We start from the raw sequence: 15,271 nt of genomic DNA, 5'->3' as shown, positions 1-15,271 counted from the left end.
AGACCCACCTCGGGTGGATCGCCGCCAGGGGCTGGGACATCTCCGGCGTCCAGGAGGCCTGGGCCGAGCGGCTGCGGGAGAAGGGCTTCGACAAGGTCGCGCCGCGCACCAACATGGCCACCCCGGTCTTCGACGGCGCCCACGAGGAAGAGATCGTCGGCCTGCTCAGCAGCACCATCGCCAACCGCGACGGTGACCGGATGGTGCAGGAGACCGGCAAGGCCCGGCTGTTCGACGGGCGCTCCGGCGAGCCGTTCCCGTACCCGATCTCGGTCGGCTACATCTACATCCTCAAGCTGCTCCACCTGGTCGACGACAAGATCCACGCTCGCTCGACCGGCCCCTACTCCATGATCACCCAGCAGCCGCTCGGCGGTAAGGCCCAGTTCGGTGGCCAGCGCTTCGGTGAGATGGAGGTGTGGGCGCTGGAGGCGTACGGCGCCGCGTACGCCCTGCAGGAGCTGCTGACCATCAAGTCCGACGACGTCCTCGGCCGCGTGAAGGTCTACGAGGCGATCGTCAAGGGCGAGAACATTCCCGAGCCCGGCATTCCGGAGTCCTTCAAGGTGCTCATCAAGGAAATGCAGTCGCTGTGCCTGAACGTCGAGGTGCTCTCCAGCGACGGCATGTCCATCGAGATGCGCGACACCGACGAGGACGTCTTCCGCGCCGCGGAGGAGCTCGGTATCGATCTGTCCCGGCGTGAGCCGAGCAGCGTGGAAGAAGTCTGAGGGGGAGATCGCACAAATGCTGGACGTCAACTTCTTCGACGAGCTCAGGATCGGTCTTGCGACCGCCGACGACATTCGTCAGTGGTCGCACGGCGAGGTCAAGAAGCCGGAGACCATCAACTACCGAACTCTCAAGCCGGAAAAGGACGGGCTCTTCTGCGAGAAGATCTTCGGTCCGACCCGCGACTGGGAGTGCTACTGCGGTAAGTACAAGCGCGTCCGCTTCAAGGGCATCATCTGCGAGCGCTGCGGCGTCGAGGTGACCCGCGCCAAGGTGCGTCGTGAGCGGATGGGCCACATCGAGCTGGCCGCGCCGGTCACGCACATCTGGTACTTCAAGGGCGTGCCGTCGCGCTTGGGTTACCTGCTCGACCTGGCCCCGAAGGACCTGGAGAAGGTCATCTACTTCGCGGCCTACATGATCACGCAGGTCGACACCGAGATGCGTGAGCGTGACCTGCCCTCGCTGGAGGCGAAGATCTCCGTCGAGCGGCAGCACATCGAGCAGCGCCGCGACGCCGACATCGAGACCAGGCAGAAGAAGCTCGAGTCCGACCTGGCCGAGCTCGAGGCCGCCGGCGCCAAGGGCGACCAGCGCCGCAAGGTCCGTGAGGGCGCCGAGCGCGAGATGCGTCAGCTCCGTGACCGGGCCCAGCGCGAGCTGGACCGGCTGGAGGAGGTCTGGAGCCGTTTCAAGAACCTCAAGGTCCAGGACCTCGAGGGCGACGAGCTGCTCTACCGTGAGATGCGCGACCGCTTCGGCCGCTACTTCAAGGGCGGCATGGGCGCGCAGGCGATCCAGGACCGCCTGATCAGCTTCGACCTCGACGCCGAGGCCGAAAACCTGCGCGAGACGATCCGCAGCGGCAAGGGCCAGAAGAAGGCCCGTGCGCTCAAGCGGCTCAAGGTGGTGTCGGCGTTCCTCAACACCACCAATTCGCCGCGTGGCATGGTGCTGGACTGCATTCCGGTCATCCCGCCGGACCTGCGCCCGATGGTGCAGCTCGACGGTGGCCGGTTCGCGACCTCCGACCTCAACGACCTCTACCGCCGGGTCATCAACCGGAACAACCGCCTCAAGCGTCTGCTCGACCTCGGCGCGCCCGAGATCATCGTGAACAACGAGAAGCGGATGCTCCAGGAGGCCGTGGACGCGCTGTTCGACAACGGCCGTCGCGGTCGCCCGGTCACCGGTCCCGGCAACCGTCCGCTGAAGTCCCTCAGCGACATGCTGAAGGGTAAGCAGGGTCGTTTCCGCCAGAACCTGCTGGGCAAGCGAGTCGACTACTCCGGCCGTTCGGTCATCGTCGTCGGCCCGCAGCTCAAGCTGCACCAGTGCGGTCTGCCCAAGCAGATGGCGCTGGAGCTGTTCAAGCCGTTCGTGATGAAGCGGCTCGTGGACCTCAACCACGCGCAGAACATCAAGTCGGCCAAGCGGATGGTCGAGCGCGCCCGCCCCGTGGTGTGGGACGTGCTCGAAGAGGTCATCACCGAGCACCCGGTGCTGCTCAACCGTGCTCCGACGCTCCACCGCCTGGGCATCCAGGCGTTCGAGCCGCAGCTGGTCGAGGGCAAGGCCATCCAGATCCACCCGCTCGTCTGCACCGCGTTCAACGCGGACTTCGACGGCGACCAGATGGCCGTGCACCTGCCGCTGTCGGCTGAGGCCCAGGCCGAGGCACGCATCCTGATGCTCTCGACCAACAACATCCTCAAGCCGGCCGACGGCAAGCCCGTGACGATGCCCACCCAGGACATGGTCATCGGCCTCTACTGGCTGACCACCATGAAGGAGGGCGCGCTGGGCGAGGGCCGCGTGTTCGGCTCGATCGCCGAGGCGCAGATGGCCTTCGACCGCAGCGAGCTGGACATCCAGGCGAAGATCCAGATCCGGTTGCGGGACGTCCTGCCGCCCCGCGACTGGGTGGCTCCCGAAGGCTGGGAGCAGGGCGACCCGATCCGGCTGGAGACCACGTTCGGGCGGTGCCTGTTCAACCAGACGCTGCCGGAGAGCTACCCGTTCGTCGACTTCCAGGTCGGCAAGAAGCAGCTGTCCACGATCGTGAACGAGCTGGCGGAGACCTACCCCAAGATCGAGGTCGCCGCTTCGCTCGACGCGCTCAAGGACGCCGGTTTCCGCTGGGCGACCCGCTCCGGCGTCACGATCTCGATCGAGGACGTCGTCGCGCCGCCGAACAAGACCGAGATCATGGAGAACTACGAGCGCCGGGCCGACAAGGTCCAGCGCGAGTACGAGCGCGGCCTGATCACCGACGAGGAGCGCCGTCAGGAGCTCATCGAGATCTGGACGCACGCGACGGCCGACGTCGAGACCGACATGGTCAACGCCTTCCCGGCGACCAACCCGGTCTGGATGATGGTCAACTCCGGCGCCCGTGGTAACAAGATGCAGGTCCGGCAGATCGCGGGCATCCGCGGCCTGGTGTCCAACACCAAGGGTGAGACGATCCCGCGGCCGATCAAGGCCTCGTTCCGCGAGGGCCTGTCGGTGCTGGAGTACTTCATCTCCACCCACGGTCAGCGGAAGGGTCTTGCCGACACCGCGCTGCGTACCGCCGACTCGGGTTACCTGACCCGTCGTCTGGTGGACGTCGCGCAGGACGTCATCGTGCGCGAGATCGACTGCGGCACCGACCGCGCGGTCCCGCTGCACGTGGCCGACCGCGACCCGGCCGGCAACCTGGTCAAGGCGGAGAACGCCGAGTCCAACGTGCACGGCCGCATCCTGGCCGAGGACGTCGAGGTCGACGGCAAGGTCGTCGTCCCGGCGGGTGTCGACATCAACGACATCCACGTGACGAAGCTGGTCGAGGCCGGCGTCGAGACCGTACGCACCCGCAGCGCGCTCGTCTGCGAGGCCAAGATCGGTGTCTGCGCGACCTGCTACGGCCGCTCGCTGGCCACCGGCAAGCTCGTGGACGTCGGCGAGGCGGTCGGCATCATCGCCGCCCAGTCGATCGGTGAGCCGGGCACGCAGCTGACGATGCGGACCTTCCACACCGGTGGTGTGGCAGGCGCCGACATCACCCACGGTCTGCCCCGTGTCACGGAGCTGTTCGAGGCGCGCATCCCCAAGGGTGTCGCCCCGATCTCCGAGGCCGAGGGCCGGGCTCGCATCGACGAGACCGACAAGACCAGGAAGATCGTCATCACTCCGGACGACGGCTCGGAGGAGATCGCATACCCGGTGTCGATGCGTTCGCGCCTGCTGGTGCAGGACGGCCAGCGCGTCACGGTCGGCCAGCAGCTGGTCGCCGGTGCGGTCAACCCCAACGAGGTGCTGCGCATCCTCGGCCCGCGGGCCGTGCAGCTGCACCTGGTGGCGGAGGTCCAGCAGGTCTACCGCTCGCAGGGTGTGTCGATCCACGACAAGCACATCGAGATCATCGTTCGGCAGATGCTCAAGCGCGTCAACGTGCTGGAGTCCGGTGACACCGATCTGCTGCCCGGTGAGCTCGTCGAGCGTCCGCGCTTCGAGCTGATGAACCGCGAGACCGTGGCGGAGGGCGGCTCCCCGGCCGCCGGTCGTCCGGTGCTCATGGGCATCACGAAGGCGTCGCTCGCCACCGAGTCGTGGCTGTCGGCGGCCTCCTTCCAGGAGACGACCAGGGTCCTGACGGACGCGGCGATCCACGCCAAGTCCGACTCGCTCCTGGGCCTGAAGGAGAACGTCATCATCGGTAAGCTCATCCCGGCCGGCACGGGCATGCCGCAGTACCGGAACATCCGGGTGGAGCCGACCGAGGAAGCCAAGGCGGCCATGTACACCGTCGGCGGTTACGACGGCTCCGCGGCCGACTACACCTTCGGCACCGGCAGCGGCGAGGCCGTGCCGCTGGAGGAGTACGACTTCGGTCAGTACAACCGGTGAATCGCTGATCGCCTGTAGGTGACGCGCCCGGGTCTCTCGCTCGAGAGGCCCGGGCGCGTCATTTTTCCCGTTCCGCGGGGGTTGTGACGGCCCTGAGGGCGCCCCTGCCCGCCGCCGGGGAATCGGGGGCCAGGACCTTCCGTCACGCGCTGCCTGGTCGCCCCAGACGCCGTAGGGGGCCGAGGGCTGCCAGGGGGAGACGGTTCACGTCGCGACATCGTGCGGATGCCTGACGGGGACGCGGGAGGGTGGCGGCTGGGCGCCTGTGCCAGGGGTCGCGCTTGGGTCGCGGTCCGGTGACGTTCGCGGTACCGCCAACGAAACGGGCGGCGTACCGATACCATGGTTTCGGAGCTGCAGATGGGCTGGATGAAATAGGCCCTGGCGACCCGGAGTGGCAAGGCTTGTCCGCTTTGCCGCGCCGTTTTGACGTGTCGCATGGGCCTGGGTAGTCTTGGACATCGTGCCCGTCTCTATGCGGGCTCTCGACCGTGCGCTCATTGCGGGCGCGGGAACAGCTTCCTGGCTCGTAATCCTCGCGGGACGTCTGCGTGAATAGCGCGACACGCCCGAGCGCGGGGGCGCCGAGACGGGGAAAACCAGCAGGTCATGACACCGGCAGTACCTGCGAAATGAACACAAGTGACGTAACACCGGCCAAGGCACGAAACGGAGTGGCAGTGCCCACTATTCAGCAGTTGGTCCGCAAGGGCCGGCAGGACAAGGTCTCCAAGACCAAGACTCCTGCCCTCAAGGGGAGTCCGCAGCGGCGCGGCGTGTGCCAGCGCGTCTACACCACGACCCCGAAGAAGCCCAACTCGGCACTGCGCAAGGTGGCTCGCGTTCGGCTCACGAACGGCATCGAGGTCACGGCTTACATCCCCGGTGTGGGCCACAACCTGCAGGAGCACTCCATCGTGCTCGTGCGTGGCGGTCGTGTGAAGGACCTGCCTGGTGTTCGCTACAAGATCATCCGCGGTTCGCTGGACACCCAGGGCGTCCGCAACCGCAAGCAGGCCCGTAGCCGCTACGGCGCGAAGAGGGAGAAGAGCTAACAATGCCTCGTAAGGGTTCTCCTGGCCGCCGTCAGCTCATGGCTGACCCGGTTTACAGTTCGCCGCTGGTCACCGCTCTGATCAACAAGGTGCTTCTGGACGGCAAGCGCTCCATCGCGCAGTCGATCGTCTACGGCGCCCTCGAGGGTTGCAGGGAGAAGACGGGCAACGACCCGGTCGTCACCCTGAAGCGCGCGCTCGACAACGTCAAGCCCACCCTTGAGGTCCGCAGCCGCCGGGTCGGTGGCGCGACCTACCAGGTGCCGGTCGAGGTGCGCGCCGCGCGCAGCACCACCCTGGCCCTGCGCTGGCTGGTGCAGTACTCCCGCGCCCGCCGCGAGAAGACCATGACCGAGCGCCTCATGAACGAGCTCCTCGACGCCAGCAACGGCCTCGGGGCGAGCGTCAAGAAGCGCGAGGACACCCACAAGATGGCCGAGTCCAACAAGGCCTTCGCCCACTACCGCTGGTAACCCGGCGGGTTCGACGAGACGACGAGGACGCGAGTTAAAGTGGCCGCTACGACCGCTCTTGACCTGGCCAAGGTCCGCAATATTGGGATCATGGCCCATATCGACGCGGGCAAGACCACCACGACCGAGCGCATCCTGTTCTACACCGGCATCAACTACAAGATCGGTGAAGTCCACGAGGGCGCTGCCACGATGGACTGGATGGAGCAGGAGCAGGAGCGCGGCATCACGATCACGTCTGCCGCGACCACCTGTGAGTGGATCGGTCACACGATCAACATCATCGACACTCCGGGTCACGTCGACTTCACCATCGAGGTGGAGCGTTCGCTCCGCGTCCTCGACGGTGCGGTTGCCGTGTTCGACGGCGTCGCGGGTGTCGAGCCGCAGTCGGAGACGGTGTGGCGCCAGGCTGACCGCTACGAAGTTCCCCGGATCTGCTTCGTCAACAAGATGGACCGGGTCGGCGCTGAGTTCCACCGCTGCGTCGAGATGATGGTCAGCCGTCTGGCTGCCACCCCGGCCGTGATCCAGCTTCCGTGGGGCGTTGAGGCCGACTTCAAGGGCGTCATCGACCTCATCAAGATGAAGGGCCTCATCTGGAGCGCCGAGGCGGCCAAGGGCGAGATGTACGACACCGTCGACATCCCGGCCGACCACGCCGAGGCCGCCCGTGAGTGGCGCGACCGTCTCATCGAGACCGTGTCCGAGAACGACGACGAGCTGATGGAGCTCTACCTCGAGGGCACCGAGCCCACCGAGGAGCAGCTGGTGGCGGCGATCCGCCGCGCCACGCTGGCCAGCGCCATCAACCCGGTGCTCTGCGGCACCGCGTTCAAGAACAAGGGCGTGCAGCCCCTGCTCGACGCGATCGTCGCCTACCTCCCCGCCCCGACCGACCTCAAGGCGTTCAAGGGTCACGCGGTCGGCAAGGAGGACGTGGTGATCGAGCGTCACGCGGACCCGGCCGAGCCGTTCTCCGCGCTGGCGTTCAAGATCGCCAGCGACCCGCACCTGGGCAAGCTCACCTACATCCGCATCTACTCCGGCACGCTCGACACCGGTTCACAGGTTGTGAACTCTGTGAAGGGCAAGAAGGAGCGGATCGGCAAGATCTACCAGATGCACGCCAACAAGCGCGAAGAGCGCCCCTCGGCGATCGCTGGTCAGATCGTGGCGGTCATGGGTCTCAAGGACACCACGACCGGCGACACGCTGTCCGACCCGTCGAACCAGGTCGTGCTCGAGTCGATGACGTTCCCGGCTCCGGTCATCAACGTCGCCATCGAGCCCAAGACCAAGGGCGACCAGGAGAAGCTGTCGACCGCCATCCAGCGGCTGGCCGAGGAGGACCCGTCCTTCCAGGTCCGCCGTGACGAGGAGACCGGTCAGACGGTCATCTGGGGCATGGGCGAGCTTCACCTGGAGATCCTCGTCGACCGCATGCGTCGCGAGTTCAAGGTCGAGGCCAACGTCGGCCGTCCGCAGGTGGCCTACCGCGAGACCATCCGCCGCAAGGTGGAGAAGCTCGACTACACCCACAAGAAGCAGACCGGTGGTTCCGGCCAGTTCGCGCGGGTGATCATCAACCTCGAACCGTTGGGCGAAGGCAACGACGGCTACGAGTTCGAGAACAAGGTCACGGGCGGCCGCGTCCCGAGGGAGTACATCCCCTCGGTCGATGCGGGTGCTCAGGAGGCCGCCGAGTTCGGCGTGCTGGCCGGCTACCCGATGGTGGGCGTGAAGGTGACGCTGATCGACGGTGCCGCGCACGACGTCGACTCCTCGGAGATGGCGTTCAAGATCGCCGGCTCGATGGCCTTCAAGGAGGCCGCTCGCAAGGCCGACGCAGTGCTTCTCGAGCCGATGATGGCCGTTGAGGTCACCACGCCCGAGGACTACATGGGTGATGTCATCGGTGACCTCAACGGCCGCCGCGGGCAGATCCAGTCGATGGACGAGCGGGCCGGCGCCCGCGTCGTCACGGCGCTCGTGCCGCTGTCTGAGATGTTCGGCTACGTGGGCGACCTGCGTAGCAAGACGCAGGGGCGCGCGAGCTACAGCATGCAGTTCGACTCCTACTCGGAGGTGCCCCCGGGCATCGCCAAGGAGATCGTCGCGAAGGCCCGGGGCGAGTAGTTTCTGGTCCGATCCGGTGACGGGTCGGTCCAGGACTTCTGTCCTGGTCCCTGGTGGGGCGACGGCAGTCGCCCCACCGCCAAGGGGTTCGGGGGTTCCCGGGCCCGAGTGTGTAGACGAAAGTCAGTCAGATTCTCAAGGAGAGAACCAGTGGGCAAGGCCAAGTTCGAGCGGACCAAGCCGCACATGAACATCGGCACCATTGGACACATCGACCACGGCAAGACCACGCTGACCGCGGCGATCACCAAGGTGCTTCACGACCGTTTCCCCGAGCTTAACAAGGCGACCCCGTTCGACAAGATCGACAAGGCGCCGGAGGAGAAGGCTCGCGGCATCACGATCTCCATCGCGCACGTCGAGTACCAGACCGAGAAGCGCCACTACGCTCACGTGGACTGCCCCGGTCACGCCGACTACGTGAAGAACATGATCACCGGTGCCGCCCAGATGGACGGCGCCATCCTGGTGGTCGCCGCCACCGACGGCCCGATGCCGCAGACGAAGGAGCACGTCCTCCTGGCCCGCCAGGTCGGCGTCCCCTACATCGTCGTGGCGCTCAACAAGGCCGACATGGTCGACGACGAGGAGATCCTCGAGCTCGTCGAGCTGGAGGTCCGTGAGCTCCTGTCCGCTCAGGAGTTCCCCGGCGACGACCTGCCGGTCGTCCGCGTCTCGGCGCTCAAGGCGCTCGAGGGCGACACCAAGTGGGCCGACAGCATCATCGAGCTGATGAACGCCGTGGACGAGAACGTTCCCGAGCCGCCGCGTGAGACGGACAAGCCGTTCCTCATGCCGGTCGAGGACGTCTTCTCGATCACCGGTCGCGGCACCGTCGTCACCGGCCGTATCGAGCGCGGTGTCGTCAAGGTCAACGAGCAGGTCGACATCATCGGCATCAAGCCGGAGAAGACGACCACCACCGTCACCAGCATCGAGATGTTCAACAAGATGCTCGACACGGGCGAGGCCGGCGACAACGCCGCCCTGCTGCTCCGCGGCATCAAGCGTGACGAGGTCGAGCGCGGTCAGTGCATCATCAAGCCGGGCACGACCACCCCGCACACCGAGTTCGAGGGTCAGGTCTACATCCTGTCCAAGGACGAGGGCGGTCGCCACACGCCGTTCTTCAACAACTACCGCCCGCAGTTCTACTTCCGTACGACTGACGTGACCGGTGTCGTGCACCTCCCCGAGGGCACCGAGATGGTCATGCCGGGCGACAACACCGAAATGCGCGTTGAGCTGATCCAGCCCATCGCCATGGAGGATGGCCTCAAGTTCGCGATCCGTGAGGGTGGCCGCACCGTCGGCGCCGGTCGGGTCACGAAGATCATCAAGTAGCTAGACCGTCGGGGCGGCGGTCGGCCCCGAACCTTCGGGTCCGACCGCCGCACCACGTCAAGGGGCCCCACGCAGGGCGCCGTGATCCAGCAGTCGCTTCGGCCTGTGACCGAAGTAACTGCCGGATCACGGAAGAAAAGGCAGATCGACTACGTCTGCCTCGTGGGGTCGCGCAGGCTTCGGCCTGCAACGACATAGCGGCAACAGGCCGCACGATACTTTTTCAGACGACAGCGAAGGACACCGAGGCCATTATGGCGGGACAGAAGATCCGCATCCGGCTTAAGGCCTATGACCACGAGGTCATCGATAGCTCGGCCAAGAAGATCGTCGAGACGGTGACGCGGACTGGCGCGAAGGTCGCGGGCCCGGTGCCGCTGCCGACCGAGAAGAACGTGTACTGCGTCATCCGCTCGCCGCACAAGTACAAGGACAGCCGCGAGCACTTTGAGATGCGCACGCACAAGCGGCTGATTGACATCATCGATCCGACCCCCAAGACGGTCGACTCGCTCATGCGGCTCGACCTCCCTGCGGGTGTCGACATTTCGATCAAGCTCTGAGGGAACGCACTGACATGGCTAAGACGATCAAGGGCGTCCTGGGCAAGAAGCTCGGCATGACCCAGGTCTTCGACGCGGACAACCGGATGGTTCCGGTGACCGTGGTGGAGGCCGGTCCGTGCGTGGTGACCCGCGTCCGCACTGCTGACAAGGACGGCTACTCCGCCGTTCAGCTCGGTTTCGGGCAGGTCGACCCCCGGAAGGTCAACAAGCCGCTCGGCGACTACCTGCGCAAGCACGACATCACCCCGCGCCGTTACTTCGCGGAGATCCGCACCGACGACGCGAGCGACTACACCCTGGGCCAGGAGCTGCTGGCCGACACCTTCGAGGCCGGCCAGTTCGTCGACGTGACGGGCAAGAGCAAGGGCAAGGGCTTCGCCGGTGTCATGAAGCGGCACGGCTTCAAGGGTCTGGGCGCGTCGCACGGTACGCAGCGCAAGCACCGCTCGCCGGGTTCCATCGGTGGCTGCGCCACCCCGGGCCGCGTTTTCAAGGGTCTGCGCATGGCTGGCCGGATGGGTAACGTCCGCACCACCGTGCAGAGCCTCAAGGTTCACTCCGTGGACGCCGAGAAGGGTCTCATCCTGATCAAGGGTGCGATCCCCGGCGCGAACGGCAGCCTGGTCCTCGTCCGTACCGCTGCCAAGAAGGGGGCTGCCAAGTGAGCACCACTATTGACGTCCTCGACGCCAGCGGCGCGAAGGCCGGCACCGTTGACCTTCCCGAGGACATCTTCGGGGCCAAGGTCAACGTTCCGCTGATCCACCAGGTGGTCGTGGCCCAGCTCGCCGCTCGCCGGCAGGGCACACACAAGGCCAAGACCCGCGGTGAGGTCCGCGGCGGCGGCAAGAAGCCGTACCGCCAGAAGGGCACCGGCCGCGCCCGTCAGGGCTCGACCCGCGCGCCGCAGTTCGCCGGCGGTGGCGTCGTCCACGGCCCCGTGCCGCGTGACTACGCGCAGCGCACGCCCAAGAAGATGAAGGTCGCCGCCCTGCGTGGCGCCCTGTCCGACCGGGCGAGCGGCGGCCGCGTTCACGTGGTCAGCTCGCTGGTCACGGGGGAGTCTCCCAAGACCAAGGCCGCGCTCCAGGCGCTGCGCAAGGTCACCGAGGCTCCCCGGGTGCTCGTCGTCGTCGACGACGCCGACGAGCTGACGTGGCTGAGCCTGCGCAACGCTCCCGAGGTCCACCTGCTGGACGCCGGGCAGCTCAACACCTACGACGTGCTCGTGCACGACGACGTGGTCTTCACGCAGGAGGCTTACGACCAGGTCGTCGCTCGCCTGAGCCAGGGCGGGAAGGAAGACGCCTGATGGAGAAGATCGCCGACCCGCGCGACGTCATCATCAAGCCGGTCGTCTCTGAGAAGAGCTACGGCCTGATCGACGAGCACAACAAGTACACGTTCCTGGTGAAGAACACCGCGAACAAGACCCAGGTCAAGATCGCTGTTGAGCAGATCTTCGGGGTCAAGGTCACCAGCGTGAACACGATCAACCGGCAGGGCAAGCGCAAGCGGACCCGTACCGGCTTCGGCAAGCGTCCCGACACCAAGCGCGCGATCGTGAGCCTGGTCGAGGGCGATCGGATCGACATCTTCGGTCAGATCGGCTAACTGCCATAGATAGTGAGCGGATCCCTAGGTCCGCGGGGTCGAGACCGTCGCACTCCGGTGCGGCGGGCTCACCCATGTAACCGACGAAGGATGAACGAAAAAGATGGGCATCCGTAAATACAAGCCGACGACTCCGGGTCGCCGCGGGTCGAGTGTCTCGGACTTCTCCGAGATCACCCGCAGCACCCCCGAGAAGTCGCTGCTTGCGCCCCTTCACAGCAAGGGCGGCCGCAACGTACACGGCCGAGTCACCGCCCGCCACCAGGGCGGCGGTCACAAGCGCGCCTACCGGATCATCGACTTCCGTAGGCATGACAAGGACGGCATCCCGGCCAAGGTCGCTCACATCGAGTACGACCCCAACCGCACCGCCAACATCGCTCTGCTGCACTACGCCGACGGCGAGAAGCGCTACATCATCGCGCCGACCGGCCTCAAGCAGGGCGACCGTATCGAGAACGGCCCCGCGGCCGACATCAAGCCGGGCAACTGCCTGCCGCTGCGCAACATCCCGACCGGTACCTTCATCCACGCGGTGGAGCTCCGTCCGGGCGGCGGCGCCAAGCTCGGCCGCAGCGCGGGCGCCCAGATCCAGCTGCTCGCCAAGGAAGGCCAGTACGCGACCCTGCGTATGCCGTCCGGTGAGATGCGCATGGTCGACGTGCGCTGCAGGGCGGCGGTCGGCCAGGTCGGCAACGCCGAGCAGGCCAACATCAACTGGGGCAAGGCCGGCCGTATGCGGTGGAAGGGCAAGCGCCCGACCGTTCGCGGTGTCGCGATGAACCCCGTCGACCACCCGCACGGTGGTGGTGAGGGCAAGACCTCCGGCGGTCGCCACCCGGTGAACCCGAAGGGTAAGCCCGAGGGCCGCACCCGCCAGCCGAACAAGTCCAGCGACCGGCTGATCATCCGTCGTCGGAGCAAGAGGAAGAAGCGGTAGGAGCAGCCGAAATGCCACGTAGCCTTAAGAAGGGTCCCTTCGTGGACGACCACCTCGCCAAGAAGGTGGACGCCCAGAACGAGAAGGGCACCAAGAACGTCATCAAGACGTGGTCGCGGCGCTCCATGATCGTTCCCGACATGCTCGGGCACACGATCGCCGTGCACGACGGCCGCAAGCACGTCCCGGTGTTCGTCACCGAGTCGATGATCGGTCACAAGCTCGGAGAGTTCGCCCCCACGCGGACGTTCCGCAGCCACGTCAAGGAAGACCGCCGCAGCCGGCGGTAAGCGTCCCGGAAGTAGGAGAAAGCGATGGAAGCCAGGGCTCAGGCGCGGTTCGTCCGTGTCACGCCCCAGAAGGCCCGCCGTGTGGTGGACCTCATTCGCGGGCTGCCCGCTTCGGAGGCGCAGGCCGTGCTGCAGTTCGCTCCCCAGTCGGCGAGCGAGCCGATCTTCAAGGTGCTCAGCAGCGCGATGGCGAACGCTGAGCACAACTTCGACCTCGACCCGCAGACGCTCGTCGTCAGCCGGGCGTGGGTCGACGAGGGCCCGACGCTGAAGCGGTTCCGTCCGCGCGCACAGGGTCGTGCCTATCGGATCAACAAGCGGACGAGCCACATCACTGTGATCGTGGAGTCCCGCGAGCCGAAGGGAAGGACCCGATAGTGGGCCAGAAGGTTAACCCGCACGGGTTCCGCCTCGGCATCACGACCGACTTCAAGAGCCGGTGGTACGCCGACAAGCTGTACAAGTCGTACGTCGCCGAGGACGTGGCGATCCGCCGCATGCTGCAGAAGGGCATGGAGCGGGCCGGCATCTCCAAGGTCGAGATCGAGCGCACCACGGACCGTGTGCAGGTGGACATCCACACCGCGCGTCCGGGCATCGTGATCGGCCGGCGCGGCGCCGAGGCGGACCGTATCCGTGGCGACCTTGAGAAGCTGACCAAGAAGCAGGTCCAGCTCAACATCCTCGAGGTCAAGAACCCGGAGATCGACGCGCAGCTCGTCGCGCAGGGCGTGGCCGAGCAGCTGTCCAGCCGTGTCTCGTTCCGCCGTGCCATGCGCAAGGCGATGCAGTCGGCCATGAAGTCCGGCGCCAAGGGCATCCGTGTCCAGTGCTCCGGTCGTCTGGGCGGCGCCGAGATGTCGAGGTCGGAGTTCTACCGCGAGGGTCGTGTGCCGCTGCACACGCTGCGCGCGGACATCGACTACGGCCTCTACGAGGCCCGCACGACCTTCGGCCGCATCGGCGTGAAGGTCTGGATCTACAAGGGCGAGGCTCCGACCAGCCGCGCCGAGCGTGAGGCGGCTGCCGCCGGCGCTCGTGCCGGTCAGCGTCGCGAGCGCGATGACCGTCGTGGTGGCGGCGGCGGCGGCGGTGACCGTCCCCGTCGTGGTGGCGGTGACCGTCCGCGTCGCGGTGGCCGCGGCGCCCCCCGTACCGAGGCGGCCGCGCAGGCCGCCCCCGAGACCGGCCCGGCTGCGCAGCCGGGTGCTGAAGGGAGCTGACCATGCTGATCCCGCGCAGGGTCAAGCACCGTAAGCAGCACCGGCCCGACCGCAGCGGAGCCGCCAAGGGCGGCACCAGGGTCACGTTCGGCGAGTTCGGCATCCAGGCGATTGAGCACTCCTACGTGACCAACCGCCAGATCGAGTCCGCTCGTATCGCCATGACCCGTCACATCCGCCGTGGCGGCAAGGTGTGGATCAACATCTACCCCGACCGTCCGCTGACGAAGAAGCCCGCCGAGACCCGCATGGGTTCCGGTAAGGGTTCGCCGGAGTGGTGGATCGCCAACGTCAAGCCCGGACGCGTGATGTTCGAGCTGTCGGGCGTGGCGGAGTCGGTCGCGCGTGAGGCGCTCACCAGGGCGATCCACAAGCTCCCGATGAAGTGCAAGATCGTTAAGCGTGAAATGGGTGAGGCGTGATGGCTAAGGGCCTGACCGCCGGGGAGCTGCGGCTCGAGGACCAGGACACCCTGGTTCAGAAGCTGAAGGAGGCGAAGGAGGAGCTGTTCAACCTCCGCTTCCAGTCGGCGACCGGTCAGTTGGAGAGCCACGGGCGGCTGCGCGCCGTCCGCCGCGAGATCGCCCGTATCTACACCGTGATGCGCGAGCGGGAGCTCGGCATCGTCACGGTCGAGAAGGAGTCGAGCGATGGCTGAGACCGAGACCACCAACACCGAGGCCGCTGAGGCCGCGGATGACCAGCGGAACTTCCGCAAGGTCCGCGAGGGCCTCGTCGTCAGCGACAAGATGGACAAGACCGTCGTCGTCGCCGTCGAGGACCGCGTGAAGCACCGCCTGTACGGCAAGGTCATCCGCCGTACGACCAAGTACAAGGCACACGACGAGGCCAACGCCTGCGGCGTCGGCGACCGAGTGCTGCTCATGGAGACCCGCCCCCTCTCCGCCACCAAGCGGTGGAGGGTCGTGGAGATCCTCGAGAAGGCCAAGTAAGGCCCTCTCGGATATACCGCGCCTCGTGGGGGCTCTCAGAGCCCCCATGAC

16 protein-coding genes and 1 pseudogene are annotated in these 15,271 nt (G+C 66.5%); all 17 read left to right on the top strand.

Annotated features, from left to right (window positions below):
- Window positions 1-731, top strand: a pseudogene (locus ACIBX3_RS05500) (DNA-directed RNA polymerase subunit beta); the annotation flags it as partial.
- 16 nt (window positions 732-747) lie between these two features.
- Complete coding sequence (locus tag ACIBX3_RS05495) at window positions 748-4,623, top strand: DNA-directed RNA polymerase subunit beta' (protein WP_397113339.1); 3,876 nt, start codon at window positions 748-750, stop codon at window positions 4,621-4,623.
- A 680-nt stretch (window positions 4,624-5,303) separates the two neighbouring features.
- Complete coding sequence (gene rpsL / locus ACIBX3_RS05490; protein WP_049572713.1) at window positions 5,304-5,678, top strand: 30S ribosomal protein S12; 375 nt, start codon at window positions 5,304-5,306, stop codon at window positions 5,676-5,678.
- Between the two features lie 2 nt (window positions 5,679-5,680).
- The gene (rpsG, locus tag ACIBX3_RS05485; protein ID WP_020542314.1) at window positions 5,681-6,151 is read left to right on the top strand and encodes a 30S ribosomal protein S7; all 471 of its coding nucleotides are present in this window, start codon (window positions 5,681-5,683) and stop codon (window positions 6,149-6,151) included.
- Between the two features lie 90 nt (window positions 6,152-6,241).
- The gene (fusA, locus tag ACIBX3_RS05480) at window positions 6,242-8,290 is read left to right on the top strand and encodes an elongation factor G (protein ID WP_397113337.1); all 2,049 of its coding nucleotides are present in this window, start codon (window positions 6,242-6,244) and stop codon (window positions 8,288-8,290) included.
- A gap of 150 nt (window positions 8,291-8,440) precedes the next feature.
- Window positions 8,441-9,634, top strand: coding sequence for an elongation factor Tu (gene tuf / locus ACIBX3_RS05475; protein ID WP_397113335.1), 1,194 nt, complete (start codon window positions 8,441-8,443; stop codon window positions 9,632-9,634).
- Window positions 9,635-9,888: 254 nt separating this feature from the next.
- Window positions 9,889-10,197 carry a 30S ribosomal protein S10 gene (gene rpsJ, locus ACIBX3_RS05470; RefSeq protein ID WP_012887830.1) on the top strand — a complete coding sequence of 103 codons (309 nt, stop codon included), beginning with the start codon at window positions 9,889-9,891 and terminating at the stop codon, window positions 10,195-10,197.
- Between the two features lie 14 nt (window positions 10,198-10,211).
- The gene (gene rplC, locus ACIBX3_RS05465) at window positions 10,212-10,865 is read left to right on the top strand and encodes a 50S ribosomal protein L3 (protein ID WP_397113333.1); all 654 of its coding nucleotides are present in this window, start codon (window positions 10,212-10,214) and stop codon (window positions 10,863-10,865) included.
- Window positions 10,862-11,512, top strand: coding sequence for a 50S ribosomal protein L4 (rplD, locus tag ACIBX3_RS05460; RefSeq protein WP_397113331.1), 651 nt, complete (start codon window positions 10,862-10,864; stop codon window positions 11,510-11,512). Before rplC ends, rplD begins: the two co-directional genes overlap by 4 nt.
- Window positions 11,512-11,814 (top strand): 50S ribosomal protein L23, encoded by a 303-nt coding sequence (gene rplW, locus ACIBX3_RS05455; protein ID WP_397113329.1) that lies wholly within the window; start codon window positions 11,512-11,514, stop codon window positions 11,812-11,814. The genes rplD and rplW overlap by 1 nt, the downstream gene beginning before the upstream one ends.
- Window positions 11,815-11,917: 103 nt before the next feature.
- Entirely contained in the window at window positions 11,918-12,754 is an 837-nt protein-coding gene (rplB, locus tag ACIBX3_RS05450) for a 50S ribosomal protein L2 (RefSeq protein ID WP_397113327.1), read from the top strand.
- Window positions 12,755-12,765: 11 nt separating this feature from the next.
- Complete coding sequence (rpsS, locus tag ACIBX3_RS05445) at window positions 12,766-13,044, top strand: 30S ribosomal protein S19 (protein ID WP_357681660.1); 279 nt, start codon at window positions 12,766-12,768, stop codon at window positions 13,042-13,044.
- 24 nt (window positions 13,045-13,068) lie between these two features.
- On the top strand, window positions 13,069-13,422 hold the full coding sequence (rplV, locus tag ACIBX3_RS05440; protein ID WP_305924407.1) for a 50S ribosomal protein L22: 354 nt from the start codon (window positions 13,069-13,071) through the stop codon (window positions 13,420-13,422).
- Window positions 13,422-14,267, top strand: coding sequence for a 30S ribosomal protein S3 (gene rpsC / locus ACIBX3_RS05435; protein WP_397113325.1), 846 nt, complete (start codon window positions 13,422-13,424; stop codon window positions 14,265-14,267). Before rplV ends, rpsC begins: the two co-directional genes overlap by 1 nt.
- Before the next feature lie 2 nt (window positions 14,268-14,269).
- Window positions 14,270-14,689 (top strand): 50S ribosomal protein L16, encoded by a 420-nt coding sequence (gene rplP / locus ACIBX3_RS05430; RefSeq protein ID WP_397113323.1) that lies wholly within the window; start codon window positions 14,270-14,272, stop codon window positions 14,687-14,689.
- Complete coding sequence (rpmC, locus tag ACIBX3_RS05425) at window positions 14,689-14,925, top strand: 50S ribosomal protein L29 (protein ID WP_091090562.1); 237 nt, start codon at window positions 14,689-14,691, stop codon at window positions 14,923-14,925. The genes rplP and rpmC overlap by 1 nt, the downstream gene beginning before the upstream one ends.
- Entirely contained in the window at window positions 14,918-15,220 is a 303-nt protein-coding gene (rpsQ, locus tag ACIBX3_RS05420) for a 30S ribosomal protein S17 (RefSeq protein ID WP_397113321.1), read from the top strand. The genes rpmC and rpsQ overlap by 8 nt, the downstream gene beginning before the upstream one ends.
- Window positions 15,221-15,271: the final 51 nt, after the last annotated feature.

This window comes from Nonomuraea sp. NPDC049480, from assembly GCF_044465905.1.
In the GTDB taxonomy this organism is placed as follows: domain Bacteria; phylum Actinomycetota; class Actinomycetes; order Streptosporangiales; family Streptosporangiaceae; genus Nonomuraea.
The sequence above is the reverse complement of the archived record's forward strand: the minus strand, read 5'-3'. Positions and strand labels throughout refer to the sequence as shown.